We start from the raw sequence: 25,707 nt of genomic DNA on the forward strand, positions 1-25,707 counted from the left end.
CGACATCCCCGACAGGGGGAATTGACGTGTCGGACCCCCGTTCCGACGTGTCAGCGGCCGTCGAGCGCTACTGCTGCGACTGCGACGGCTGGGGCTGGGGCTCGGGCACCGGCGCCGCCACCGGCGGCTGGGCCCGGCGGTAGTCCTCGTATCCCTTCGAGTAGGTACCGCCGAAGAGCTTGTCCAGGTAGGCGAAGAAGCCGGCGTAGTTGCCGAAGAAACGCCGGTGGTGGAAGTCGTGGTACACGGGCCCCTTGTAGAAGGGCACCAGCAGCGCCGGGTTCCACGGCACGTCGTAACCCGAGTGCCCGTCAGCCGCCTCCAGCTGCCGGAAGACGATCCACAGCCACATCGTCACCACGTGCGCCCCCAGCAGCGCGGGGCCCGTCATCACCAGCGTCGAGGTGAGCATGAACTCGACCACGTGCATGTAATTGCCCGTGAGCGCGAAGGGCGTGGTGATGCGGTGGTGCACCGAGTGCACGTGCTTGTAGAGCCACGGCGTGTGCAGCGTGCGGTGCATCCAGTAGTAGAGGAAGTCGTCCAGGACGATGAAGCAGGCGATCTGCGCGACGATGACGTACCAGGCCGGCAGCGGGCCGGTGTGGATGCCCGAGTGCCTCACCAGCGGCCACGACAACACCACCCCCAGGAAGGACACCAGGTTGTTGAGGGCGAAGCGCTGCAGCGACGGCACCAACCAGCGCTTCACCGGAAAGTCCCGGCCCTGGATGCGGTACTTCTTCAACGACTCGGGGTTCTTGTAGGCCACCCACGTCCACGGCAGCGCGAACGCCAGGAACGAGACGATGCTCAACAGCGTGGAGCAGACGGCGATGAAGAAGAACCTCTCGTCTTCGTATATCGCCAAGGTGCTCTTGAGAGTGTCGATGACGCTGTCCATACCGCCCTCCCGCGGTGACACACACACGGGAGCACGTCATCCGGCCTTGCCGTGAAGCCTCCCTGTCAATGAGCGCAGCTTAGCGGTTCGCTCAGCGGGCGGCGAGTTCGACCCCGAATTCCCCGCCACATTCGCCTCGGGAGGGTCGGCCCCCCAGCGTTCAACCCGACACCGCGCGAAGGAAGAAGCTCACGGGAATGACGAATTCCGCCGACTCCCGGAAGGGCTCCAGAGGCAGCGGCGCGAAGGGCGCGGCCGCCTCCACCATGCGCAGCGCCTCGACGTCCAGCACCCGGAAGCGCGAGGAGCCCTCCAGCCGCGGCGGCGCCGCCAGCGAGCCATCCCGATTGATGCGCACCCGCACCAGCGCGGTGCCCTCCATCCCGAGCCGCACCGCCTGTGACGGATAGCGCCGCTGCCGCGTCACCCTCCGGGAGAGCTGCTCCCGGTAGGCCCGCAACTCCGCGTCCGCTCCCGCCCCCACGCCAGGTCCTCCCGCCGCGCCGCCTCCCGACGACGTACCCGTGCCCACCGGAGCCGCCTCCGCCGGGCCACTCCCCGTTCCTCCCTCCCCGGACCCACTCGGAGTCGCGGCGGCCACGGCCTCCGAGGGGTTTCCCGTCTCCGAGGAGCTTCCCGCCTCGGGTGCCGTGCTCGGAGCCGGGGACTCCGGCGGAGGTGGCGATGGCGACTCCTCCCGCGGGGGCTCTTCCTTCGGAAGCTCCTCCTTCCGTGTCACTGAAGACGGTGGCTCGTGACCCGCGCGTGACACGGGCTCGCGAACCCGCACCGCCGGGCGCGCGGGACTCGCGGGTCGCCGCACCGGCGCCGGGTCCTCGGCGGAGCTCCGTCCATCGCTCACCGGTCCGCCACTCCCGGCCGCCTCGCGCCAGACGAGCTCCACCTCGAGCGGCCTGGGCGACACGAAGCGCTCCGGCTCCGACACACCGCGCCACAAGGCCACCGCGCCCAGCACGTGCACCGCCACCGAGACACCCAGGGCTCCCGAGAAGCGCGCCAGTGGGTGCCGGGCCCCTCGCGAGGCCTCCCCCTCCCTGGCGCTGTCCACGGCTCCCGGCGTCATCACCGCTGCCTGTATGCCATGGCGCCCCGCCCATCAACCCACCCCGGACAGCGGGCAGGCGGGCGGGGGCTCGCTACAGGTATCGGCCGAAGAGCACCGTCACCCGCTCCGACAGCCTCTTGATGAGGCCCCGCCGGCGCCACGAGTCCCAGCGGATCTCCACCGAGTGGGACATGTCCTCCTCGAAGTCCTTCGCGAGCCCCGCCGCCAGCGCCTCGTCGTCCACCACCAGCGAGCCCTCCTCGGCGCTGAGCGCCAGCGGGTCCAGGTTCGTCGAGCCCACCATCGACAGCCGGTCATCCACCAGCAGCGTCTTGGAGTGCATCATCGACACCTCGTACTCCCAGATGCGCACCCCGTTCTCCAGCAGCCGCGCGTAGGTGGCCCGCTGGCCCTCGTGCACCGGGGGGATGTCGTGGTGCCGCCCCGGCGTGAGCACCCGCACGTCCACGCCCGCCTTCGCCTTCGCGATGAGCATGTCCTGGATGGCGCCCGTGGGGATGAAGTACGAGTTGGCGATCCACAGCCGCTTCTTCGCCGAGGCGATCGCCAGCAGCGTCATCCGCTCGGCGTTGGTGAGCACCGGCGCCCCGGTGTGCATGACGAAGCCAGCACGGGCCTCGCCCGGCGCGGGGATGGGCTCCGGGAAGGCCTCCGCCGGCAACATCCCTCCTCCCGCCTCCTGCCAGTTCTGCGCGAAGGCCAGCTGGATGCCTCGCACCGCCGGCCCCTGCACCCAGATGTTCGCGTCCCGCCACTCGTCCGGCTTGCGCCCGTTGCCCTCCCAGCTCTTCCAGATGCCCCACCCGCCCGTGAGCCCGGACACCCCGTCGCGCACGACCAGCTTGCGGTGCAGCCGCGCCTGGAAGCGCTTCAGGTTCAGCGTGGCGATGGTGCCCTGCAGCGGGCGGAAGACGCGCACCTCGCAGCCGGCCGCCACCAGCTGCGGCCCCACCATGTCCTCGAAGCGGATGCTGCCCAGCGGGTCCACCAGCACGCGGCACGCCACGCCCGGGCGGCGCTCGCGCAGCGCCTTCACCAGCCGCTCCGATGGGTCTCCCGGCCGCCAGATGTAGACGAGGATGTGGATGCTGGAGCGCGCGGCGCGAATCTCCTGCTCCAGCACGTCGAAGACGTGGCCGTTGTGCACCAGCTCCACCTTGTTGCCCGGCTCGAGCTCCACGCCCACCGTCTGGTACCACGCGAGCGACAGGCCCTCGTGCGTCTCGGGCACATCGTCGCGGATGCGCAGCGCCAGCCGGTGATTCGGCAGGGGACAGCCCGCCAGCACCAGGGCGGCGAGCACCAGCAGCGGCCAACGGTTCTTCACGCGCGGAAGCTAGTCACGCTCCGCCCGCCCGGCCCCCCGCTCCCACGCTCCGTCCACCCGCCGACACCCGAGGCCTCCCTCTGTCCGCTGCCGCGCGCCCGTCCCGGCCCCCGGGTGGACAGCGCGCCCTCGCGTTCCCATCCCTCTCCGCGCCACGGGTCCGCCTCCAGCCTCCCCTGTCCGGAGTCCGGGCCGGGGACGGGGGGGCACCGCGGGCCCTCTCTGGAGACCATGCGCCTGCCTGCCTTCCTTCCTTCCTGTCTCGCCTCCGTCGCGCTCCTGGCCGCCGTGCTCGTGGCACCACCGGCGCGGGCCCGGCCCCTGCTCGATGTGCACGAGGGAACGCTGGCGGCACGGGACCGGGGCATCCCCGTCGCGCTCCACCTGCTGCCCGCCGACATGGGCGTCGAGTCCCCTTCCCTCCCCGTCATCGACCCGGCCCTCGAGGCGGAGGCGCCCGAGATGGAGCCCCACGTGAGCACTCGGCCCAACCTGAAGGCCGACGCGCCCGTCACCACCGGGGCCTGGGTGATGTACGGGACGTCCGCGCTGGTGCCGCTCGGCGGCATCTACGGCGCCAGCCGCCTGGGCGGCGAGCGGCTCTGGGTGACGGGCCTGGAGACGGTGGCCGGAAGCGTGGTGGGCTCCGTGCCGGGCTCGATGCTCTTCCTGCAGCCCGCCAACGCGGGCGGACGGTGGACCGAGCTGGACGTGGCCGCCTTCGGCGTGGGCCTGGTGCTGACACCTCCCGTGGCCGCGCTGGGCACCTGGGGCCTCGGCGAGCTGGCCTTCGACGGCAGCAGGGAGCGGGGACGCGCCTTCCTCGGCGCACTGGGCGGTGCCGCCGCGGGCACGCTGCTCGGCGTGGTGATGCACGGGGCGCTCGAGGAGGTCGTCGGCAACACCGACACCCTCATGGCCCTGCGCAAGTACATCGCGCTGGGCTTCATCGGCTCGGGCGCCACCCTGGGCTACCAGTGGGCGGGCGGCGGTCCTCGCCAGCGCTCGCGGTGAGTTACTCTCGCGGCCCCTGTTCGACTCCAGAGGACCTCCCCGAATGATGCGCCGACTGCTCCCGTCCCTCTCCGCCTGCGTCCTGCTGCTCACCCTCTCCGCCTGCGGCTCGAGTGAGTCGGGAGACCCGACGAAGGTGAAGTACGCCCCTTCGCTGGGCGTGGACCTCGCGGCCATGAACCGCAGCCCCACGGGCCTCTACACCCAGGACCTGGTGGTGGGCACCGGCGCCGTGGCCTCCGCGGGCCGCACCGCCGTCGTGCACTACTCCGGCTGGCTGCCCGATGGCACCCTGTTCGACACCTCCCGGGACACCGGCCAGACCTTCTCCTTCGTCGTCGGCGGGGGCAGGGTCATCGCCGGCTGGGACGAGGGCGTCGCCGAGATGCGCGTTGGCGGCCAGCGCCGGCTCGTCATCCCCTCCACACTCGGCTACGGCGAGTTCGGCAACGGTCCCATTCCCCCCAACTCGGTGCTCATCTTCGACGTGGAGCTCGTCGGCGTGCAGTGACGCGCCGCGAGGACGCTCCCCTCAGTCGTTGACCTTCCAGACGGCGCGCAGGGTGAAGCCCTGCGCGTCCGTGCGCAGCGGCGCCACGTGGGGCTCCACCGCTCCACCGGCGCGCATGCCCGCCAGCACCAGGCCCATGGTGAACTGGCGCAGCACCTCGTCCGTCTCGTTGAACCAGACGTGCATCTCCGTGGGGGAGACGTCCGTGAGACGGACCTCGGTGTAGTTGTTGCCCGAGCGGAAGTTCTTCTGGCTGCGCTGCATCATCCGCCGCGGCCCGAGCAGCCGCAGCGTGGAGAACATGGCGCGGCCGATCATCGTCTCCTTGTAGCCGTCCACCATGCGCTCGCCCATCTTGAACCAGGCCACCTCGCGGCGCTCCTGGGGAAAGACGAGCGGGGCGCACGCCTCGATGCAGCGCCCCCACGTCTCGCGCGGGTAGGCGGGCAGCAGTTGCTTGTCCAGCTCCACGCCCAGCGTGCGGAGCTTGGCCTTGGCCTCCGGAGGCACCCCCTTGGGGAAGGCGCGCGACAACAGCCCCTGGAGGCTGTGGCTGAAGATGAGCTGAGGTTCTGACATGGCACGTCAACCTAGCGCGACCTTCCCGGGAGGTGGGAAGGAGTTGCGACTCAGGGAGCTCCCACCCCCGACACCGGAGGAGCCATCTCGTGCTCCGGACCCGGCGCCCCTCGCGGCGCGTCCGGCTCCTCCTCCCAGAGCGAGGGCGGTTCCGCGTCCAGGAAGGTCTCCAGGTCGGCCCGGGCCTGGGCCGCCAGCGCGTTCCCGGTGGCGTCGTAGCAGCGGGCGCGCACCTCCAGGAACTTCCGCGTCCAGGGCACGTGGGGCTCGAAGGGCGCCAGCGCCCGGGCACACAGGCCCTTGAAGTCGAGCCGCTCGGCGAGCATCAACCGGCGCTCCATGCGCAGCGTCTGCCAGACGGAGGTGGAGAAGGGCTGCTCCAGCGCCTCGAAGAGACGCCGCCCCAGGGCCGCGTCCTTGGAGGCCACGCGCAGGCACCCCAGCAGCGCGTCCTGCATGAGCAGCCTGTTGACCCAGGGCGCCTGACGCAGCAGGCCAAACGCCCCCTCGAAGGCCTCGGTCGTCTCGGGGAGTCGCCCCTGCCGCAGCCGCAACAACCCCAGGGTGAGCCCGGCATCCGTGGGCAGGATGGGGCGCAGCTGCTCGATGAAGGGCAGCGCGGCCTCGTCTCCCGCCTCCGCCAGCACGTGCGCCACCAGCGACAGCTCGAGCACCCCTCGCGGCTGCCACTCCGCCTCGCGCCACAAGCGCAGGGCTTGCGCTCCGTCCTCCCGTGCGTACGCGCCCAGGAAGGCACGGCGCTGCCGCGACGCGGGGCTCTCGCCACCCGGCGGCGGCGGGCTTCCCTGGTAGATGCGGTTCTGCGCCACCCGCTCCCAGTCCACCGGGCCGCCCACCACGTCCGGGCGATCCCCCTTCATCCGGAAGCTGGCCTCCCAGAGCTGGGGGAAGGAGAAGCCCGTCTGCGCGCGCCCCACGCTGCGGGCGAAGGCGAACTCCAGGTACGACAGGTCATCCGTGTTGACGAGCGCCTCCTGGCCATCCGCCATCGCCGCCGTCAGCCGCGAGCCCCCCATGAAGTGCGACAGCACGCCCTCCAGCTCGTCCGTGTGCCACGTGAAGGCCAGCGCCCGCCGGTAGGGCTCCTGTCCCAGCCGCGCCCGCAGCCGCTCCACGTCGTGGCGCAGGGGCGCCTCGCTTCCCACGAGGATGAGGTCCCCCTGCTGCGTCTGCCAGGTCTCCACCGCGGGGAACTCGGCGGCCAGCGTGGCGTAGACGCTGCGCACCGTGCGCGCGTCCACCTCGTAGGCCTGCAACCACTGCAGGAAGAGCCCCCCGGGCGCCAGCCGCCGCCGCACCGACTGGTAGAACTCGCGGGTGAAGAGGCTGGAGATGCCGGCGCGGTAGGGATTGGAGGGCTCGGAGAAGATGATGTCGTAGGAATCCCCGGTGGCCAGCAGCACCTCGCGCGCGTCGTCGATGTGGAGGCGCACCCTGGGGTTGTCCAATACCCGCTCGTTGACGTCCGAGCACCGGCGCGCCATCTCCAGGATGGCGGGCTCTATCTCCACCACGTCCACCCGCTCCATCTCCGGCACGGCGCCGAGCCACCCCGCGGTGCTGCCCGTGCCCAGGCCGATGACGAGCGCGTGACGGGGCCGCGGGTGCAGCAGCGCGCCGATGAGGCCCCCCATCACCTGCGTGCCCGCGTCGCCCACGGCGCTGCCGTCCGACTTGCCGTTGACGAGGAAGGACAGGCCGCTGGAGCTGGAGATGCCCACGCTGCTCTCCACGCCGTCGGCCTCCCACACCAGCCAGCGCCGGATGAGGGAGCGCCACTCGCGCAGGCCGTTGACGGAGACGTCCTGGAGCTGGGCGCGCCCGGCGCCGATGGGGTTGTGGCGCCAGGTGGCCGTGGGCCCCGTGGCGGTGAGCAGTCCGGCCGTCAGCACGGCCGAGCCCAGCGCGGGCACCAGCCCCAGGGGCGCGAGGCGCTCCTGGCGCAGCGACAGCACCACCGCGGCCAGCCCCAGGCCCACGAGGATGACGCCCACCAGCCGCCAGGTGCCCGGCGCGGAGAGCAGCGGCAGCAGGCCGAAGCCGCCCGCCAGCGAGCCGATGATGGAGCCCACCGTGTTCCACGCGTAGGCCTGGCCCACCTGGCGCCCCACGTCCTCGCCGCCCCGCCCCAGCAGCGCCAGCAGCAGGGGGAACTGCACCCCGGACACGAAGGCGGCGGGCAGCACCACCAGCGCCGCCACCACCGCCCAGCTGAGCACCAGTCCGCCGAAGCCGAAGCTGGACAGGGGCCGCAGCACCATGGCCAGCACCGCCAACCGGTCCCCCAGCGCCAGGGGCACGGCGATGAAGAGCGCCTCCAGCAGACACGTCAGCGCGAAGCCGCGCAGCGTGGCCGGCCGCTGCTGCCCCCACACCGCGTAGGCCGCGCCTCCCAGGCCGATGCCCACCAGCGCCACCACCAGGATGAGGCCGAAGGTGAAGGTGGAGCCCCCCAGCAGGGGCCCCAGCAGCCGGTACCACACCAGCTCCATGAGGAAGAACGCGAAGCCCACCAGCGCCGCGGCCCCCAGGACGAAGAGGCGCGGGGCGGCCGGCGTGGCACCGCCCTCGGAGGCGGCCGGAGCCGCGGAGGGCTCGTGCTCGGGCAGCCCGCGCGCCACGCCCCGGGCCACCACCGCCACCACCACGTTGAGCAGACACGCCAGCCACAGGGTGGTGCGGGTGCCGAACACCTCGAAGAGGAAGAAGGTGGAGGCCGTCGCACCCGCCACCGCGCCCAGCGTGTTGACGCCGTAGAGGACGGCCAGCGCCCGGCGCCGCACGTCCTCCGCCGACTCCGCCGCGCGCGCCGCGGCCGGCAGCGTGCCTCCCATGAGCAGCGTGGGCACCGCCAGCACCAGCGCCGACAGCACCAGCCGCACCGCCGAGCCCGCCACCAGCCCCAGCGACATCGTCCCGCCCAGGGCCACGTACACCAGGCGCGCCATGCCGATGAGCAGCGGCGTCAGCGCCGCGCTCAGGGAGACGAGCAGCTCCAGGTTCGCGTACAGGCCCAGCGGCTGACGCGCCCGGTCCGCGCGCGCGCCCAGCAAGGCACCGCCCAGTCCCAGCCCTCCCATGAAGATGGCCAGCACCGCGGCCGAGGCCGCCGTCGAGGCCCCGAAGATGAGCCGCAGTTCTCGCTGCCAGGCGGTCTGATAGACCAGTGCGCAGAACCCCGAGCCGAACAACAGCGGGGCAACCTTCCAGACGCGAGCGTTCATCATCTCCCAGGGGGTGGGGGTCGGACGACAACCGGGCGATTGGACCATCCATGCGCCGGGCGGACCAGTTCCAAGTCATCCCGCCCGTGCGTCCGGACCCACACCAGACGGCCGAGCCCTCCGGGGGAGGACCTCACGGCTAACGCGATGCGTTGGCGCGGTTCGTCGTATCCGGGATGCATGGGAGACCCGAGCCACGGCTTATGCCCGCCTGGTGGGGGGCCTTGGCTCCAGGAGGGGCCAGCCATTAAGGGAGCGCCCCTTCCACATCGAGACGAAGTTCCCCCCCATGAAACAGTACGAGAAGAAGCTCGACGCCAACGGCCGCCCCTACCTGGAGACGAACCTCTCGGGGCTGGTGCTCACCCGCCTGCCGCTGCTCAACAAGGGCACCTCCTTCACCCTGGAGGAGCGGCGCGAGTTCGGTCTGATGGGCCTGTTGCCCACGCACGTCTCCCCGCTGGACGAGCAGATCGAGCGCTCCTACGCCAACTTCCGCTCCTTCCGCTCGGATCTGGAGAAGCACGTCTTCCTGCGCGCCCTGCAGGACCGCAGCGAGGTGCTCTTCTACGCGCTGCTCAACCGGCACATCGAGGAGATGATGCCCATCATCTACACCCCCACGGTGGCGCAGGCGGTGGAGCAGTTCAGCCGCATCTACCGCTACCCGCGCGGGCTGGTGGTGAACCCGGAGAACATCGGCGAAATCGACTCGCTGCTGGCCAACACGCCGTTTCCGGACGTGCAGCTCATCGTCGCCACGGACAACGAGGGGATTCTGGGGATTGGAGACCAGGGCTTCGGCGGCCTGGCCATCTGCATCGGCAAGCTGTCGCTGTACACGGCCGCGGCGGGCATCGACCCGGCGGTGACGCTGCCGGTGGAGCTGGACGTGGGCACCAACCGCAAGGAGCTGTTGGATGATCCGCTCTACCTGGGCGTGAAGCGCCCGCGCATGGAGGGCAAGGAGTACGACGACTTCATCCACGCCTTCGTGACGGGGCTCAAGAAGCGCTTCCCCAACGTGCTGGTGCAGTGGGAGGACTTCAGCAAGCAGAAGGCCTTCGACGTGCTGGACCGGTACCGGGACGTGCTGCCCTCGCTCAACGACGACGTGCAGGGCACGGGCGCGGTGGTGCTGGCGGGCCTGCTGGCGGCCACGCGGCGCAGCCAGACGACGCTCGGGCAGCAGGTGTACGTGGTGCACGGCGCGGGCGCCGGTGGCGTGGGCGTGGCGCGCCAGATTGTCCGCGGCATGGAGCGCGAGGGGATGAGCACGCAGCAGGCGCGCGAGCGCATCTACCTCATCGACTCCAAGGGCCTCATCCTGAAGGACCGCAAGGGATTGGAGCCGTACAAGCTGGAGTTCGCGCACGAGCCGTCGCGCGTGGCGGGCTGGAGGATTCAAGGCGCCATTCCGAGCCTGCTGGAGACGGCGCGGGAGGCGAAGGTGACGGTGCTGCTGGGCCTGAGCGGCCAGCGCGGGGCGTTCGGCGAGGACGTGGTGAAGGCGGTGGCGGCGAACACGCCGTACCCGGTGGTGTTCGCGCTGAGCAACCCCACGGCGAACAGCGAGGCGGTGCCGGCGGACATCTACCGGTGGACGCAGGGCAAGGCGCTGGTGGCCACGGGCAGCCCGTTCGAGGACGTGGAGTGGGACGGAGCGCCGCACCCGGTGGGACAGGGCAACAACGCCTTCATCTTCCCGGGGCTGGGGCTGGGCGTGCTGCTGACGAAGGCGAAGCGGGTGACGGACGGGATGCTGACGGCGGCGTCGCTGGCGCTGGCGGACTACACGGACGGGGCGAGGCTGGCGCAGGGCGCGCTCTACCCGCGAATGGACAGGCTGCGCGCGGCGAGCCGGCAGGTGGCCATGGCCGTCATCCGCCAGGCGGTGAAGGAAGAGGTGGCCACGCGCAAGCCGCCCGAGGACCTGGAAGGCCTGCTCGAGTCGGAGATGTGGCGGCCCGAGTTCCTGCCGCTGCGGCGCGCGCCGGGGCAGTGAGGCCGTAGGCCCGGGTCAATGCCGGGAGGTCTTCGCGGACTTCCGGCGTGGGGCCCCGGTGGACTTGCGCTGCGCCGTCTTCGCGGAGGTCCGCCGGGGAGCCTCTGAGTGGTAAACCCCTGTCGAGAGCGATACCGACCTGAAAAGTCACCTCCCCGCCATCTGGGCTCCGTTCACCCCGCGGGGGCCGGCTCGGCCCCTGGGGGGACCTGGATGATGAAGGAGGTGCCCGCCGCGTCCGTCTCCACCACCACCTTGCCTCCGTGCCCCTCCACCACCTGGCGCACGATGTACAGGCCCAACCCCAGGCTCCCCGACGGCCGGAACTTCGACATGCCCCGCCGGAACGGCTCGAAGAGCACCGGCAGCAGCTCCGCCGGCACCGGCTCTCCCTCGTTGGACACCACCAGCTCCACCCCGTTCCCAGGCTTCCGGCTCGCCTTCACCACCACCGGCGTCCCCGCCCGGGCGTGCCTCAGCGCGTTGGACAGCAGGTTGGAGAGCACCTGCCTCATGCGTGCCTCGTCCCACCACCCCTCGCACGACCCATCCCCTTCCAACCGGATGTCGCTGCTCGGATGCGTCACCGAGAACTCGTCGATGACCTCCCGGCACAGCCGCACCAGGTCGTTCTCCGTGCGCGTCAGCGGGATGCCTCCCCCCAGCCGCCCGCGCGTGAAGTCGAGCAGGTCCGAGATCATCCGCCCCATCGTGTCCGCGCTGTTGGCGATGCGCCCCGTCGTGCGCATCAGCGCCTCCGGCGATGGCCGCTCCATGAGTTGCAGCGTGCGTGCCCCCAGCGAAATGGCCTGCAGCGGGTTGCGCAGGTCATGACTCACCATGCCCAGGAACTGCTGCTCCAGCTCGGCCCGCCGCCGCGTCTCCTCGTAGAGCCGGGCGCGCTCCAGCGCCTGGGCTCCCAACCGGCACAGCGACTCCAGGTGCGCCTTCTCCCGCTCACTGAAGCGGCGCACCGTGGAGAAGCTCAGCCACAGCACCCCCATCACCCGCGCCCCACTCACCAGCGGGATGGCGCCCCAGGAGCGGCTCTGGCCCACCTGCGTCCAGTGGGCGTACTCGGGCCAGCCGCGCTCGAAGGCCTCGCGCGATTCGATCCACACCGCGCGTCTCGTCCGCGCCGCCTCCGAGAGGGGCGAGTGGGAGGTGAGCGGCATGCCACGGTTCGCGCGGACGACCTCCTCCGCGTATCCGACGGCGCCGAGCACGAGCAACTGCTCGCCGTCCACGCAGCAGACGGAGCCCGCGCAGGCATCCAGCGACTTCAGCCCGTGCTTCACCAGCGCATCGGCCACCTGCTGGGGGGTGAGCGCATGCGCGAAGGCGGCCGTGGTGGCCTGGAGCGCCACGGCATGCTGCTCGGCCAGCTTCTGCTCGGTGATGTCCCGCACGGTGCCCATCAGCCAGCGCCTGCCACCCGCGTCCACATGGACCTGGCCGCGCGAGGACACCCACCGCAGCACGCCACCCTCCCCGAACCCCACCACCCGGTACTCGCTCTCCAGCACCCCCCTGGACTCACCCGCCATCACCCCCTCCAACCGGGCCAGCACCCGCTCGCGATCCTCCGGATGCACGGCCTCCAACCACAGGCGCCGATCCACGGCCGCCTCGGAGGGCAACCCGAACAGTTCCCGGGAGCGTGTGTCCCACTCCAGCGCCTGGCTGACCGGGTCGTAGCGCCAGACTCCGAGCGCGGCGGAGTCCAACGCCAGCCGCAGCCGCTCCTCGCTGAGCCGCAACGAGTCCTGGGTGACCGCCTGCTCGGTGATGTCCTCCATCGTCAGCACGCTGGCGACGATGTGTCCCTCCGCGTCCCGGACGGGCGCGGCACACGTCCGGGTGAGCCGGCTCGAGCCGTCGTCCCGGCGGGCGACGACCACCTCCCGCACCTCCTCGCCCTGGCGCAGCGCACGCACCAGCGGCAACTCCTCCATCCGGTAGGGTGTGCCGTCCAGGTGCTCGGAGAACCGCAGGCGGAACTCCGCCACGTTCTCCTTCGCGCAGGCCCCGAGGATGGAGGCCAGACGCTCATTGGACAGCAGCATCCGCCCCGAGGGCGCCTCGGCGATGAGCACCCCCGTGGGCATCTGCTGCAACACCGCCTGCAGCAGCCGCTCCTTGGACTCCAGCTCGGCCATCAGCTGCGTCAGCTTCCGCTCCGCCTCCCGCCGCGCGGTGATGTCCACCACCAGCGACACGCCCCGGCGCGACTCGCCCTCGAGCAGCGCGCTGCCCAGGATGACGTCCACCCGGGAGCCGTCCTTGCGCACGTACTGCTTCTCCCTCAGCAGGCTCACACCGCGGCGCGTCACCACCTCGACGCTCTGGCGGTCCGGCTCCTCCCACTCCGGCGGCGTCATCTTCCGCCAGTCGAGCCGGCCCTGCGCCAGCTCCTCGCGCGTGTAGCCCACCATGGCGAGGAAGGTGTCGTTGGCGTCGAGGATGGCGCCATCCAGGTCCCAATAGAGGGTGCCCACCACGCCGGACTCGGTGAGCCGCTTCGCCCGGGCCTGGGACTTCGCCAGCTCGTGCTGCAGCCGCTGCTGCTCGACCTGGGCCTGCTCGCGCTCGCGCTGCCGCGCCAGCTCCGCGCGCCGCATGCGCACCAGGGCCCACGTCTGCGCCACCAGGTGCTTGGGCTCGATGGGCTGGGGGATGTAGCCGTCCGCTCCGTCCTCGAAGAGCCGCGACTCCAGCTCCTCGTCTCGCAGCAGTGCGGAGACGTAGAGCACGGGGATGGCCGCGGTGGCCGGGTCCTGCTTGAGCTGGTGGCACACGTCGAAGCCGCTCATGTCCGGCAGCCGCACGTCCAGCACCACCGCGTCCGGCCGCGACGCCATGGCCGCGAGCGCCTCCTGCCCCGTGGCCGCCTCCACGACCTCCATTCCCACCCGGCGCAGGGTCTTGGCGATGAAGTACCGCTTGGCCTCCGCGTCATCGACCACCAGCACCCGCCCCTCCACCCGGGGAATGGAGGTGGGCTCATCACCTTCGTCCTGTCGCGAGAAGGAGACCGGTCTGACGGCGATGTTCGACAAGATGTGTGCTCTCTTTCCCGTGCTCACGTCACGGAGACCGGCTCTGTCCCACACGGCACCCGTACGAGGAAGGTCGTGCCCGCCGCGCCCGTCTCCACCTCTACCTTGCCTCCGTGCCCCTCCACCACCTGGCGCACGATGTACAGGCCCAGCCCCAGGCTCCCCGACGGCCGGAACTTGGACATGCCCCGCCGGAACGGCTCGAAGAGCACCGGCAGCAGCTCCGCCGGCACTGGCTCTCCCTCGTTGGACACCGCCAGCGAGGCCTCGCCTCCCTTGCCGCTCGCCCTCACCACCACCGGCGTCCCCGCCCGGGCGTGTCTCAGCGCATTGGACAGCAGGTTGGACAACACCTGCCTCATGCGGGTCCCATCCCACCAGCCCTCGCATGACCCGTCCCCCTCCAGGCGGATGTCGCTGCTCGGGTGCGTCACCGTGAACTCGTCGATGACCTCCCGGCACAGCCGCATCAGGTCGCTCTCCGTGCGCTCCAGCGGGATGCCTCCCCCCAGCCGCCCGCGCGTGAAGTCGAGCAGGTCCGAGATCATCCGCCCCATCGTGTCCGCGCTGTTGGCGATGCGTCCGGCCATGCGCAGCAGGGCCTCGGGGGTCGGCTTCTCCAGGCGCTGCAGCGTGCGCGCCCCCAGCGAGATGGCCTGCAGCGGGTTGCGCAGGTCATGACTCACCATGCCCAGGAACTGCTGCTCCAGCTCGGACCGGCGCCGAGTCTCCTCGAAGAGCCGGGCGCGCTCCAGCGCCTGGGCGCACAACCGGCACAGCGACTCCAGGTGCGCCTTCTCCCGCTCACTGAGGCGGCGGGGCGTGGAGAAGCTCAACCCCAGCACTCCCACCACCCGATCCCCGCTCACCAGCGGAATGGAGCCCCAGGCGCGGCTCCGGCTGTCGTGCAACCTCCGGGCGACGTCGGGCCAGCCGCGCTCGAAGGCCTCGTGCGATTCGACCCACACCATGCGCCCCGTGCGCGCCGCGTCCGTGGGAGGCGTCCGCAGCGAGAGCGGGATGCCCCGGTACGGCTGGACGATGCTCTCCGGATACCCGACGCTGCTGAGGACGAGCAGCTCCTGGCCCTCCACGATGCTGACGGCGCCCGCGTAGGCGTCCAAGGCCCTGAGCCCGTGCGCCATCACCGCATCCGCCACCTGCCTGGGGGTGAGCGCTTGCGCGAAGATGGCCGTGGTGGCCTGGAGATCCGCGGCGCGCTGCTCGGACAGCTTGCGCTCGGTGATGTCGCGCACGGTGCCCATCAGCCAGCGCCTGCCGTCCGCGTCCACATGGGCCCGGCCCCGCGAGGCCAACCACCGCATCACGCCCCTGTCCCGGGGTCCCGTGACCCGGTACTCGGTGTCATAGAGGCCGCCGTTCTCTCCGGAGAACGCGCGCCGTGACAGCTCCCGCACCCGCTCGTGGTCCTCCGGGTGGACGATCTCCAGCCACCTGTCCAGACCGGTGCGGGCATTGGGGGAAAGTCCGAACAGCTCCTTCGTCCGCGCGTCCCACTCCATCGCGCCCGTGGTCGGGTCGTGTCTCCAGACGCCCAGCGCGGCGGAGTCCAGCGCCAGCCGCAGCCGCTCCTCGCTGAGCCGCAACGACTCCTGGGTGGCCTTCTGCTCGGTGATGTCCTCCAGCGTCAGCACGCTGGCGACGATGCGCCCCTCCGCGTCGCGCACGGGCGCGGCGTTCACCCGGGAGAGCACCTGGCGCCCATCGTCCCGGTGGACGACGAGCTCCTCGCCCAGCACCACCTCCCCCCCCAGCGCGCGCACCATCGGCAGCTCCGCCAGCTGATAGCGCTGACCATGGGGGTAACGGGTGAGCTCCCAGCGGTACGACTCCACGCCTCCCATGGGCACCGCGGAGGCCCCGAGGATGGAGACCAGGCGCTCGTTGGACAGCAGCATCCGCCCCGAGGGCGCCTCGACGATGAGCACCCCCGTGGGCATCTGGTGCAACACCGCCTGCAGCAACCGCTCCTTGGACTCCAGCTCGGCCATCAGCTGCGTCAGCTTCCGCTCCGCCTCCCGCCGCGCGGTGATGTCCACCACCAGCGACACGCCCCGGCGCGACTCGCCCTCGAGCAGCGCGCTGCCCAGGAGGATGTCCACCCGGGAGCCGTCCTTGCGCACGTACTGCTTCTCCCACATCGGGCCCACGCCGTGACGCTTCACCACCTCGACGTTCTGGCGGTCCGGCTCCTCCCACTCCGGCGGCGTCATCTTCCGCCAGTCGAGCCGGCCCTGCGCCAGCTCCTCGCGCGTGTAGCCCACCATGGCGAGGAAGGTGTCGTTGGCGTCGAGGACGCTGCCATCCAGGTCCCAATAGAGGGTGCCCACCACGCCGGACTCGCTGAGCCGCTGCGCCCGGGCCTGGGACTTCGCCAGCTCGTGCTGCAGCCGCTGGTGCTCGACCTGGGCCTGTTCGCGCTCGCGCTGCCGCGCACGCTCCGCGCGCCGCATGCGCACCAGGGCCCACGTCTGCGCCACCAGGTGCTTGGGCTCGATGGGCTGGGGGATGTAGCCGTCGGCTCCATCCTCGAAGAGCCGCCTCTCCAGCTCCTCGTCTCGCAGCAGTGCGGAGATGTAGAGCACGGGGATGGCCGCGGTGGCGGGGTCCTGCTTGAGCTGGCGGCACACGTCGAAGCCGCTCATGTCCGGCAGCCGCGCGTCCAGCACCACCACCTCCGGCAGCGCCACCATGGCCGCGAGCGCCTCCTGCCCCGTGGCCGCCTCCACGACCTCCATGCCGGCCAGCCGCAGGGTCTGGGCGATGAGGTAGCGCTTGGCCTCCGTGTCATCGACCACCAACACCCGCCCGTCCAACCGGGGGGCGGACGCAGACGTCTTCCGAGAAACCTCCCTCGGGGAGGGAAGCTGGTCATTGGTGCTCAACACGATGGAGGCTCCCGGTGAGTCCGCGAGGCGGACAGGCGTCAACAACAACGTTCTGCCATGGACCACTCCGAGCCGTCCTCGCGGCAGGGCCACCAGCTGTCGACCACCTTACGTGGCTCCGCCCAGCCACGGGATGGCATCGGTCCCGCGGCACACCTACATCCCCCGCGGTACCCGGGTCGGCTTCTCCAGGCGCTACAGCGTGCGCGCCCCCAGGGAGCCGCCCCGCCACTCCGCGAACACGCGAAACAGGTGACGCGCACCTCGCCGTTCAGTCCGAAGGGTGCCTCGCCCCGAGGGCTGACGAGGAAGGGGCTGCCCGCTCTCCAGGCTCCTCCTTCGTCTCCGGAGGCGGATGCCTCCAACCGGGCCGCCCCACGGGCCTTCTCGGAGGAGCCTCGGTGGGCAACAGCTCGCCGACATCCTTCCACCCGGCGTGGACGAGCTCCTCGAAGGACGGACCGGTGGCCACGGCCTCGAGCTGGCGCGCCTGCCGGTCCAGCTCGCGGATGGCGGCGAGCTTCTCGTCGTGGCCGAGCTTCGCGGCGTTCACGGCCGCGCGCAGCACGCGCAGGGTCTCATCGTAGATGTCGAGCTGCACGGGGTAGGGGTGCCGATCCTTCCCACCCTGGGCGAAGGAGAAGCGCGCGGGATCGGTGAAGCGCGAGGGCGTGCCATGGATGACCTCGGCCACGGTGGCCAGCGCGGCCACGGTGCGCGCGCCGACGCCGGGGGTGAGGAGCAGCTCGGCGAAGTCCCGAGGGCCCTGCTCGACCGCGGCGGCCAGCGTGCCGTGGAGCCGGCGCAGGATGACGTCGTCGCGCGTCACCTCCTCGTGCTCGGGCAGTTGCAGGTGCGGCAGGGGCAGCGTGAGGTTGACGGGGGCGGGCTCCTCCCGGGGACGCAGCTTGCGCAGCGCGCCCACCACCACGTCGGGGCCCTGGGAGACGAGCTCTACCTGAGCGGCTCGGGCCCGCGAGGCGCGCCGGTCGGTGAGGTTGAGGATGACGCCCTGGGGAGGCCCGGCAATGGCGGCATGGGGCGCGTCCACGAAGCTGCCGAGGCCCTCGGACAACCAGTGGTAGCGCCGGGCCTGACGGCGCTCGGTGTTCATGCCCTGCTGCACCACGGCCCAGGCGTTGTCGTCCGAGAGGATGAGGCTGTGGGAGTAGAGCTCGAAGCCATCCTGCACGGCGGCGCTGTCCACCTTGGCGGTCAGCCGGCTGGCGCGCACGAGCGCATCGGCGTCGATGCCCACGCGGTCGCCGATGATGCGCAGCTCGTCGGGGGTGCGGCGCGCCTGGACGCCCTTGCCGCCCACCACGTAGAGGCCGAGCTGGCGCGCGCCCGGGGTGAGCCCGCGTTTGAGCGCGCCGAGCACGGTGGTGGTGACGCCCGAGGAGTGCCAGTCCATGCCCATGACGGCGCCGAAGGCCTGGAACCAGAAGGGGTGCGCGAAGCGGCGCAGCACCTCGTGTCGGCCGTAGTGGAGGACGAGCGCCTCGACCAGCACGCGGCTCATGCGTGCCATGCGCTCGGCGAGCCAGTCCGGCACCCGGCCGGAGTGAAGAGGGAGATCCGCACTGCCCGTTCTGTCCATGATGACTCCGGAGGTAACCTCCAGGAGTCAACCTCTGACCTCGGGTCCTTCTTCACCAGGGGGACCGCGGTAGCAGAAGGCCGCTCGCTCTGCGAACGGGCACGCGGGCCGGGTCGAGCAGCCCCGGCTCAAGGGGAGCGCGCGCTCACGGGTATCGGGAAGCCTCCTGCAGGACTCCCCGCGGGCCCGTTCAGGAACGGTGCCGCTCGGCCACGCGGTAGAGCTGTGTGAGGGAACGGTCCAGCAGGGACTGGCGTGAACGCATGTAGCGATGGGCCCGAACGAAGGGAAACCAGACGCGAGGGCCAACGCGCACCTGCATCTCCCCGAGCTTCTTGCGCGGTATCCACTGCCCGCCGAGGTTGCGCACCAGGACTTCTCCCAGGTACGCGGCCACGGCCGGTACCGCGTGCTCGTCGATGCGCTCGCGCTCGAAGACCCGCGGGAAGTCCTCGCGCCAGAAGTGGAAGTCGACGTCCGTGAGCGATTCGGGAGTCTCCTTGAAAACGGAAGGCACCTGGGAGTGCAGGAGCGCCACGAGTTGCTCGGACAGGTGGCCATAGTACCGGCGCACGCGCTCCGGGTCCTCCACGTCCGGAGGCAGGGCGGACTCCTCGGGGAGCCACTCGTCGGGTTCGGGCGGCTGCCAGGCGTTGAACTCGGCGATTCGACGCTGGCGCTCGCCGAGGGTGACGCGGTCCACCACGCGCGAGAGGAGTGGAGCCACGTCCGGGTGGAAGCGGGGCTCCACGGGGGCGAGTGTGGCACTGCGCTCGCGCAGGGTGCGCAGGACGGTGTCGAAGTCCAGCTCCGGACGCAGGTGAACGAAGGCCTGGGCCTGGGCCTGGCGCGCCTCGTCGCTGGCGAAGTCCGCGGCGATGGGCCACGTCACCAGGAGGACGGAGCCATTGGGCAATGCCTCCACGCGGTGGGCCGGTGTGGACAACATGCGCTCGCGGCCGACGGACTCCACCAACTTGGGGCCAAAGACATTGAGCCAGGACAACGCGTAGAGCTTGTCGAACCCGTCTCGAATCGACGTCTGCATCTCGCGTCCGAAGCGGGGCGCGTCCGCCAGCTGGTCTTCCGCCAGGCTGCTGGCGCAGACATGGGTGACCGGGTAGTGGAAGGCCCAGGCACGCACCATGTCCACGAACTCGCGGCAGCGCTCCGCCTCCGCGAAAACGGAGAGCGGTTGGACAGCGACCCAGATGTACAGCCTGGGACGCAGAGGCGGTAGCCAGAGCCTGAGCGTCATGTCCAACGCCGGGAAACTCGTACGATAGAGCCCGATGGAAGTGCTGTTTTCGTCTCGCGCCTCCTCCAGCGACTTCCAGAGGGCGGCGCGGGAGTATCTGCGCTGCCGCTTACCCTTGACGACGTCCGGCATCCAATCGCCCGCGTACTCCTCGAGTGCCTGGAGGAAGGGCTCCAGCTCACGCTCGAATGAGGCCGCCTGGTCGAAGGAGCCCTCGAAGGAGAGCCGAAAACGGTCCTCCACGTTCAAGTCGTGAAACTCCAGCACCTTCATTGGAACAGCACCTCCACTCCCTTGACCGCACCCTGGGTATTGAACATGACCGTATCCAACGTCCTGGCGTCCGTGGGCTTGAGTGTGCCCCCCTCGTAGATGAGACGGACCCTCTGGACCGGAACCTTGGGACCGAGGTGTTGGAGCGAGGGCCGACGGATGTCCAGCATCCCGCCGTAGTACCGCAGGGCATCGTTCGCGTCCGCCTTCACCCGCGCTGTCAAAGCTTCCTCCTTCAACAGCGAGAGGTCGCGGCTCTTGAAGCTGAAGGTCTCCACGCGAGGAGGCTGTCCGGCGGGCGGCTGCTCCTCGATGACGAGCACATCCGCGAAGCGCACCCCCTCGGCGCCCTGCTTCGCCACGCCCACGTTCGTCTCGATGCGCGGACTGTCGAAGTCCTGGAGGAAGCGGCGCATGGCCCGGGGCAGTGCCGCATCCGCGCGCAACAGGGACACCATGAGCCGCTCGAACGCCAGCCCCCGAGCGAACTGCCCCCGCATCGTCCCGTAGCCTTCCCACGCCAGGGGCGGCTTCTCCGCCCTGCCCTGCTTCAACTCCGCCAGGCGCTTCTCCCAGTACGCGACGTACTCGCCCCAGAGCGCGTGCCCCTGGGCTTCCAGCGGCGGGGCGGCCACCGACGGGCGCTGCTTCTCCAGCACCGCCACATCTCCGGACAGACGCGGTCCCGACGCGTCGAGCTCGGCCAGGGCGAGCTTGGCCTCCACGACCTCCCGGCCATGGCCCACCGCCTCGTCCACCAGCGAGGCCAGGCCACCCAGGCCCTTCCCAGCACCCGCCCTCGCCGAGGTGGGACCCGCACGCTGGGGCCTGGCTTCCGACAGCCACGCCTGAGCCTTCGCCACATCGCCCCGGGCCTCGTACAGGGCCAGGGCGGCGGGCTCACCTCCCTCGTACACCAGCAGCGCCGCCTCACGCCGGGCCTGGATGTAGCGAGCCAGTTCGCGCAGCCCTTGCGCGCCCAACCGCCCCCACAACCGCTCCACCACCTGCGCCAGCCCCTGAAAGCCCAGCTCCGGCACCGGCAGCGGGCCCTGCCGTACCCACCCAACCCCCGAGGTGCCTCGGGCCTCACCGAGGTACCGCACGCCCTTGCCCCCAGCGTACAGGCCCACCAGCAACGCCGCGGCCGACAGCTCGCGTGTGGCCTGCTCGTACTGGCCCTGAGACAGCGAGTACACCCCGTGACACGTGCCGGCCACCAGGTTGTAGAAGCCCACCGGAACGCCGAACGTCAGCGCGTCGAGGCTCCTGCGCGTCACGCTTCCCGGCGAGAGCGCTTCCAACATCTCCGCCCGCTCCACCGCGTCCAGGGTCTCCTGGTAGGACGGCGGTAACTGCTCCCGCTGCGCGGAGTACCTCAGAGCCACGGCGCCCTGGCGCAGCTCGCTGGTGGACAGGGCGTCGTTGGCGGCGCCGACCAGACCCCGGGCCACGTCCCCGAGGCGCTCGGGGCAGTCCGGGTAGTCCGAGAGGCGGAGTCCCCGCTGAAGCAACGCCTCGCGGACGGTGCCCATGCGCCCCAGTGTCTCCCCGAGGTGCTTGTCCCTGGCCAGCAGCCCGAGCACACCCTTCACGTCATCGTCGAAGGCGGAGTGGAGGAGGAAGAGGGCGAAAGGCTCGGCGCGGGCGGCGCCGTACTCCCGGGTGGCGGTGACGAGGAAGGCGGCGCGCTTGCGGTTGAGGACATCGGCTCCCGCGCGCAGAGGCCCCAGGGAGCCAAGCCGGACGGCGGACCAGTCGTCCAGCGACTCCAACAGCGGGGCCATGTCCACCCCGCGTTGCAGCTCGATGAACTGCGCGGGCGAAGCGCACGCCAGGAAGGGGGCGAGCACCTCCTGGCTGGAGGACAGGTGGGGCCAGCCCGGGGGCCGCTTCGCCTCCTCCAGGCAGCTTGCCTCCCGCACGGCATCCGCCGTCCGTCCGGGGAAGCCACCCGCGCTTCCCTCCGCTTGCCGAGGCCCAGCGTCATGTCGGAACGAGCGGGAGCGCGAGTGCGGGCCAAAGCCACTCAGCAGGCTCCCGCGCGGATGGCCCGTGGCGCACCCGCCCAGCAGCACCATGACCCCCAGGAGCAACAGGGCCGAGCCGAGGCACCGCTCTCGCCGGGAGCGCCGCCGTCCCACGAGCTGTACGCCAGCCCCCCGCCTCACACGCTCAGCGCTGTCCGCTGGACAGCACCTTCTCGTCCCGAGGCACTTCGCCCGTGGGCGCCTCCGCGCGCTTCATCCACGACACCACCCGGGCGGCGATCAGATCCACGTCCTCGGGGGACAGGACGCTCGCGGCGCGCCCCGGCTGGCCCGCCACCCGCCTGCGCTCGGAGGCCTGGGAGTAGCCCTCCGTCCTACACGAGGACACCACCGCGTGGAGCGCGGACACCTCCTGGCGCAGCTGCTCCAGCTGCCAGGACTGCTCGGCCTGGGCCCGGCTCATGGACATATAAAGGAGCGCGGTGCTCGTGAACCCGAGGGCAAGACCCAGGAACCAGCCGCGAGGAGTGGAAGTAGGCATGGGCACACCACCGGTACCAGAGGTAGGACAGGCACGCCAGATACCGGCTGTGCACTGACAAAAGGGTGCCAAGGGGTGGCGTTTAAACGCCAGGGCGTGGTGAGAGGGGCCGGGGAGGCGAGCGGGTGACGCTCGAAGCGGGGTGGGATAGAGACACCGGCGCCCCATGCCGCTCGTCGTGCACCCCCACTTCCACCGGCGCCGCACCGGCGTCACCGCCCACACGGAGCTCATCGTCCCCGAGCTGGCGCGTCTGATGGAGACGCGAGCGCTGGGCCGACACCTGGCGGCGGACGTGCCGCGCATCGCGTGGAGCGAGCTGTGGAGGCGCATCCGCCGGGAGCCGGTGGTGTGGCACGCGCACCGCAACAACGAGCTGCTCGTCGGGCTGCTGCTGAGGCTGCTCGGGCGGGAGGTGCGGCTGGTGTACACGCGGCACGGCGGTAGCGTGCCGGGCTGGTTCACCCGCGTCATCACCCGCTACGCCGACCAGCTCGTCACCCTCAACGCGCAGAGCGCGGGGTTCATGCGCAGGCCCTCGCGGACCATCTCCCACGGGGTGGACCTGGGGCGCTTCGTGCCACCGGCGGACCGTGCGGAGGCCTGGCGGAAGCTGGGGCTGGGCGGGCGTTACGGCGTGGGCGTGGTGGGCCGTGTGCGGCCAATGAAGGGACAGGGCGACTTCGTGGATGCGCTGCGCCCGCTGCTGGGCGACTTCCCCGAGTGGAAGCCGGTGCTGGTGGGGCTGGTGAAGGGCGGGGAGCGCGCGTGGGCCGAGAAGCTGCGCGAGTCGACGGGAGGGGCTCTGGTGCTGGCGGGCGAGCACCGGGACGTGGTGCCCTGGTACCAGGGGCTGAGCATCCTGGTGCACCCGTCGTACAGCGAGGCCTTCTCCATGGTGCTGGTGGAGGCGATGGCGTGCGGGTGCTGCCCGGTGGTGACGCGGCTGCCGCACGTGCCTGCGGTCATCGAGCACGGACGCACCGGCTTCATGTACGAGCCCGGGGACGTGGCCACGTTGCGCGAGTTGCTGACGCAGCTGATGCGCGAGCCCGAGCGGGTCCGGCAGGTGGGGCTCAACGCCGCGGAGGAGGCCCGGGCGCGCTTCGGCGTGACGCACGAGGCCCGGGCGCTCGCCGGGGTGTACCAGGCGGCACTCGGGCGTTGAGCGGCACGAGCCGCGTCAGGACCTGGCCCAGGCGAGCGCTTCCAGCGGAGACTCCGCGAGCCGCGCCCGCTCGTTGTCCAGGAGGGCCTCGATGAGACTGGCCTCGCGCGGGATGCACTCCTCGCCGGCGAAGTCCATCCACCCGAGCTCCCGGGCGCGGCGCGCCACCACGTTCATCGAGCGCCGGTACTGACGGCTGGCCGAGGCGAACACCCCATCCCTATCCCCCACGAGCCCGCTCAACCACCCGGGCACGCGGCCGAGCCCCAGCGCCTCGAGGTCCCCGCACTCGTGCCACAGCGCCTGCTCGCGCCACGCGGGGGACAACGCGCGCAGCTCCGGGAACACGGCGTCCGCGTTGCGCAGTACCGCTCGCTCGGCATCACGGAACACCCGCAGCCACACCTCGCGAGTGCCCCCCAGCGCCGGCCCCGCCAGCTCGAGCGCCCGCAGCAGGTCCTCGTGGTGCGTCTCCAGGAAGGCCAGCGTCGCCCGCTGCTTGCGCAGCAGGTTGTCCGGTCCCACGGGTCCCAATCGCAACCACCGGAGCGCGGGCGTGGCGATGTGCCGCAGCGCCCAGACCTCGCGCCAGGCCGCCACGTCCAGCCGCTCGCGGATGGGCGCCAATGCCGGAGCGGTGTCCACCATGCGGCGCTCCTCGGGGGAGAGCAGGTCCGGGTACTCGGTGCGCACGGCCTCGACGATGCCCAGGACGGTGAACAGCTCCAGGTAGAGCCCCACGCGTACCAGCCAGCGCGGATCCTCCAGGTGCGTGGTGTCCAGCGAGAGGTCGCTCTCGATGGCCTCCTGGTACAGCCGCGCCTTGTCCATGCCGATGGCCAGCACGGGGTACCAGGGGTGATGGGCGACCGCGAGCCGCCGGACCCCGAGCCGCTCCTCCTGGGCCCGCGTATCCGGCCGCACGAGCCCCTCGAGCACCCGCTGGTAGAGCGAGCCGAATCGCCCCAGGTCATAGAGCTCCACCTGGGACTCGTCGCACGAGAGCACGATGTCCCCGGCGCACAGCTCCAGCATCACCCGGAAGCGGCGGTGGAACAGGTGGGCGAGCGAGAAGGCCTCGGCGCCCACCTTGCCGAGACGCGCGAGGCCCTCGCGCAGGACGGCATACGGGAGCGCGGCCACGTGACCGCCTTCGAGCACGGGCGAGGAGCAAGCCCCGGCGCGCGAGGGCTGGGACAGGGGCACCTCCCTGCGCACCAGGCCCGGGACCGGGAGTAGCCCGCCCTCCCCTGGCGAATCCGGGAGCAACCACACGGACATGCGCACGTGCGCGGGCCCGACCAGCTGGTGCCGTCCGAGCCCCCGATGGACCTCGAAGAGCAACCGCAGCTCTCCCAGGTCGGAGCCGGGGGCGCGCCGCGAGTCGAACACGCCGATGTACGGGCTGTCGCCCTGGCCGGGTGACAGCGCATGAATCACGCGCAGCTGGGGACGCGCGTCGGTGAGGGGAATGACCTGCCGGAAGGACTTCGGCTCCGAGCAGGAGACGGGCTCGGTCGGGGAATGGGACGTGGCGGAAACGGCAATGGGAAGCGACAAGCATGGACCCCCTTCTTCGTCGCACCTCGGTGCAGAAGGGGGCCCAACACGATGTGACGCTCACGACGCGCCCCGGGACGGGTCACCGCCCGGGAGAGGGGCGCCGGCCCGCCCGGATGCCGGCTACTTCTTCGAGCGCGACGAGCCACTCGACTTGCGCGAGCGAGACGAGCTGCTCGACTTGCGCGTGCCGGTCGACTTGCGCCCCGGGGACTTGCGGCCCGTCTTGCCACTCGCCGAGGTGCGGGACCGGGACTTGCCACCCGCGGAGCCGCGCGTGCTACGGGCCGGCTTCGCCCGGCGCGACGAGGTCTTCGACGCGCTCTTGGACGAGGTCTTCGACGCGCTCTTGGACGCGTTCTTCGTCTCCCCGGCTTCGCGGCGCTGTTTGTTCACCGTCCGGGCGGCGAGCTCCTCGGCCCGCTCCAGGCTGGCCCCGCGCTTGCGCGCCGACTGCTTGATCTTCTCGTACTGACGCTTGCGCTTCGGGTTCTTCACTCCACGCGGTGGCATCCGTTCCTCCTCCGGCTGTCGGATGGATTGCTCCAACAGGATGGGGATGAATGTTTCCCGACGCTGGGGCCGTGGAGAATTTCACGGGGGCGAGCGTTGAACAGTTTGCGCTCGGAAAGCCCTTGCACCCAAAAGACGTCTGGAACCTGACACGTCCAAGCGG

The 25,707-nt window shown here is 71.2% G+C and carries 17 protein-coding genes; 4 read left to right on the plus strand and 13 right to left on the minus strand.

Going from position 1 to position 25,707, the window contains the following annotated elements:
- Positions 1 to 67 precede the first annotated feature (67 nt).
- The 3 genes from JRI60_RS51275 to JRI60_RS51285 all read right to left on the minus strand — a co-directional run bounded on the left by JRI60_RS51275 (position 68) and on the right by JRI60_RS51285 (position 3,318).
- Positions 68 to 904 (minus strand): sterol desaturase family protein, encoded by an 837-nt coding sequence (locus JRI60_RS51275; protein ID WP_204223463.1) that lies wholly within the window; start codon positions 902 to 904, stop codon positions 68 to 70.
- A 160-nt stretch (positions 905 to 1,064) separates the two neighbouring features.
- Positions 1,065 to 1,988, minus strand: a complete 924-nt coding sequence (locus tag JRI60_RS51280) for a TonB family protein (protein WP_204223465.1) — start codon at positions 1,986 to 1,988, stop codon at positions 1,065 to 1,067.
- Positions 1,989 to 2,061: 73 nt separating this feature from the next.
- Positions 2,062 to 3,318, minus strand: coding sequence for a phospholipase D-like domain-containing protein (locus JRI60_RS51285; RefSeq protein ID WP_204223467.1), 1,257 nt, complete (start codon positions 3,316 to 3,318; stop codon positions 2,062 to 2,064).
- A gap of 231 nt (positions 3,319 to 3,549) precedes the next feature.
- Here JRI60_RS51285 and JRI60_RS51290 point away from each other — a divergent pair, with 231 nt between their 5' ends.
- Together JRI60_RS51290 and JRI60_RS51295 are read left to right on the plus strand one after the other, a co-directional pair.
- Entirely contained in the window at positions 3,550 to 4,332 is a 783-nt protein-coding gene (locus JRI60_RS51290) for a hypothetical protein (RefSeq protein WP_204223469.1), read from the plus strand.
- A 43-nt stretch (positions 4,333 to 4,375) separates the two neighbouring features.
- A complete protein-coding gene (locus tag JRI60_RS51295) occupies positions 4,376 to 4,843 on the plus strand; it encodes an FKBP-type peptidyl-prolyl cis-trans isomerase (RefSeq protein WP_239470220.1) in 468 nt (155 codons plus the stop codon).
- Positions 4,844 to 4,864: 21 nt separating this feature from the next.
- Here JRI60_RS51295 and JRI60_RS51300 read toward each other — a convergent pair whose 3' ends face one another.
- A complete protein-coding gene (locus JRI60_RS51300) occupies positions 4,865 to 5,422 on the minus strand; it encodes a DUF2378 family protein (RefSeq protein ID WP_204223470.1) in 558 nt (185 codons plus the stop codon).
- 50 nt (positions 5,423 to 5,472) lie between these two features.
- A complete protein-coding gene (locus JRI60_RS51305; protein ID WP_204223472.1) occupies positions 5,473 to 8,667 on the minus strand; it encodes a fused MFS/spermidine synthase in 3,195 nt (1,064 codons plus the stop codon).
- Positions 8,668 to 8,956: 289 nt separating this feature from the next.
- Here JRI60_RS51305 and JRI60_RS51310 point away from each other — a divergent pair, with 289 nt between their 5' ends.
- Positions 8,957 to 10,672 (plus strand): NAD-dependent malic enzyme, encoded by a 1,716-nt coding sequence (locus JRI60_RS51310; protein ID WP_204223474.1) that lies wholly within the window; start codon positions 8,957 to 8,959, stop codon positions 10,670 to 10,672.
- Between the two features lie 173 nt (positions 10,673 to 10,845).
- Here JRI60_RS51310 and JRI60_RS51315 read toward each other — a convergent pair whose 3' ends face one another.
- The 6 genes from JRI60_RS51315 to JRI60_RS51340 all read right to left on the minus strand — a co-directional run bounded on the left by JRI60_RS51315 (position 10,846) and on the right by JRI60_RS51340 (position 22,303).
- On the minus strand, positions 10,846 to 13,731 hold the full coding sequence (locus JRI60_RS51315; protein WP_204223475.1) for a PAS domain S-box protein: 2,886 nt from the start codon (positions 13,729 to 13,731) through the stop codon (positions 10,846 to 10,848).
- A gap of 23 nt (positions 13,732 to 13,754) precedes the next feature.
- Positions 13,755 to 16,556, minus strand: a complete 2,802-nt coding sequence (locus tag JRI60_RS51320; RefSeq protein ID WP_204223477.1) for a PAS domain S-box protein — start codon at positions 16,554 to 16,556, stop codon at positions 13,755 to 13,757.
- Between the two features lie 355 nt (positions 16,557 to 16,911).
- Positions 16,912 to 18,240, minus strand: coding sequence for a DUF763 domain-containing protein (locus JRI60_RS51325; protein ID WP_204223479.1), 1,329 nt, complete (start codon positions 18,238 to 18,240; stop codon positions 16,912 to 16,914).
- A gap of 190 nt (positions 18,241 to 18,430) precedes the next feature.
- Positions 18,431 to 19,771: a hypothetical protein gene (locus JRI60_RS51330; protein ID WP_204223480.1), complete on the minus strand. Its 1,341-nt coding sequence runs from the start codon at positions 19,769 to 19,771 to the stop codon at positions 18,431 to 18,433.
- A complete protein-coding gene (locus tag JRI60_RS51335; RefSeq protein WP_239470221.1) occupies positions 19,768 to 21,696 on the minus strand; it encodes a hypothetical protein in 1,929 nt (642 codons plus the stop codon). Before JRI60_RS51335 ends, JRI60_RS51330 begins: the two co-directional genes overlap by 4 nt.
- A gap of 250 nt (positions 21,697 to 21,946) precedes the next feature.
- Positions 21,947 to 22,303 (minus strand): hypothetical protein, encoded by a 357-nt coding sequence (locus JRI60_RS51340; RefSeq protein WP_204223481.1) that lies wholly within the window; start codon positions 22,301 to 22,303, stop codon positions 21,947 to 21,949.
- Between the two features lie 166 nt (positions 22,304 to 22,469).
- On the opposite strand from JRI60_RS51340, the gene JRI60_RS51345 reads away from it, so the two are divergent.
- The gene (locus JRI60_RS51345) at positions 22,470 to 23,471 is read left to right on the plus strand and encodes a glycosyltransferase family 4 protein (RefSeq protein WP_204223482.1); all 1,002 of its coding nucleotides are present in this window, start codon (positions 22,470 to 22,472) and stop codon (positions 23,469 to 23,471) included.
- A gap of 15 nt (positions 23,472 to 23,486) precedes the next feature.
- On the opposite strand, the gene JRI60_RS51350 is transcribed toward JRI60_RS51345, so the two are convergent.
- Together JRI60_RS51350 and JRI60_RS51355 are read right to left on the minus strand one after the other, a co-directional pair.
- Positions 23,487 to 25,031 (minus strand): hypothetical protein, encoded by a 1,545-nt coding sequence (locus tag JRI60_RS51350; protein ID WP_204223483.1) that lies wholly within the window; start codon positions 25,029 to 25,031, stop codon positions 23,487 to 23,489.
- Between the two features lie 123 nt (positions 25,032 to 25,154).
- The gene (locus JRI60_RS51355; protein WP_204223484.1) at positions 25,155 to 25,544 is read right to left on the minus strand and encodes a hypothetical protein; all 390 of its coding nucleotides are present in this window, start codon (positions 25,542 to 25,544) and stop codon (positions 25,155 to 25,157) included.
- Positions 25,545 to 25,707 lie beyond the last annotated feature (163 nt).

The sequence above is a fragment of the Archangium violaceum genome (assembly GCF_016887565.1).
Taxonomy (GTDB): domain Bacteria; phylum Myxococcota; class Myxococcia; order Myxococcales; family Myxococcaceae; genus Archangium; species Archangium violaceum_B.

Excerpts from the sequence above, each read along its gene's own strand:
- JRI60_RS51275 (WP_204223463.1), bottom strand. The coding sequence starts at position 904 with ATGGACAGCGTCATCGACACTCTCAAGAGCACCTTGGCGATATACGAA.
- JRI60_RS51280 (WP_204223465.1), bottom strand. The coding sequence starts at position 1,988 with ATGACGCCGGGAGCCGTGGACAGCGCCAGGGAGGGGGAGGCCTCGCGA.
- JRI60_RS51290 (WP_204223469.1), top strand. The coding sequence starts at position 3,550 with ATGCGCCTGCCTGCCTTCCTTCCTTCCTGTCTCGCCTCCGTCGCGCTC.
- JRI60_RS51295 (WP_239470220.1), top strand. The coding sequence starts at position 4,376 with ATGATGCGCCGACTGCTCCCGTCCCTCTCCGCCTGCGTCCTGCTGCTC.
- JRI60_RS51300 (WP_204223470.1), bottom strand. The coding sequence starts at position 5,422 with ATGTCAGAACCTCAGCTCATCTTCAGCCACAGCCTCCAGGGGCTGTTG.
- JRI60_RS51305 (WP_204223472.1), bottom strand. The coding sequence starts at position 8,667 with ATGAACGCTCGCGTCTGGAAGGTTGCCCCGCTGTTGTTCGGCTCGGGG.
- JRI60_RS51310 (WP_204223474.1), top strand. The coding sequence starts at position 8,957 with ATGAAACAGTACGAGAAGAAGCTCGACGCCAACGGCCGCCCCTACCTG.
- JRI60_RS51325 (WP_204223479.1), bottom strand. The coding sequence starts at position 18,240 with ATGGACAGAACGGGCAGTGCGGATCTCCCTCTTCACTCCGGCCGGGTG.
- JRI60_RS51330 (WP_204223480.1), bottom strand. The coding sequence starts at position 19,771 with ATGAAGGTGCTGGAGTTTCACGACTTGAACGTGGAGGACCGTTTTCGG.
- JRI60_RS51340 (WP_204223481.1), bottom strand. The coding sequence starts at position 22,303 with ATGCCTACTTCCACTCCTCGCGGCTGGTTCCTGGGTCTTGCCCTCGGG.
- JRI60_RS51345 (WP_204223482.1), top strand. The coding sequence starts at position 22,470 with ATGCCGCTCGTCGTGCACCCCCACTTCCACCGGCGCCGCACCGGCGTC.
- JRI60_RS51355 (WP_204223484.1), bottom strand. The coding sequence starts at position 25,544 with ATGCCACCGCGTGGAGTGAAGAACCCGAAGCGCAAGCGTCAGTACGAG.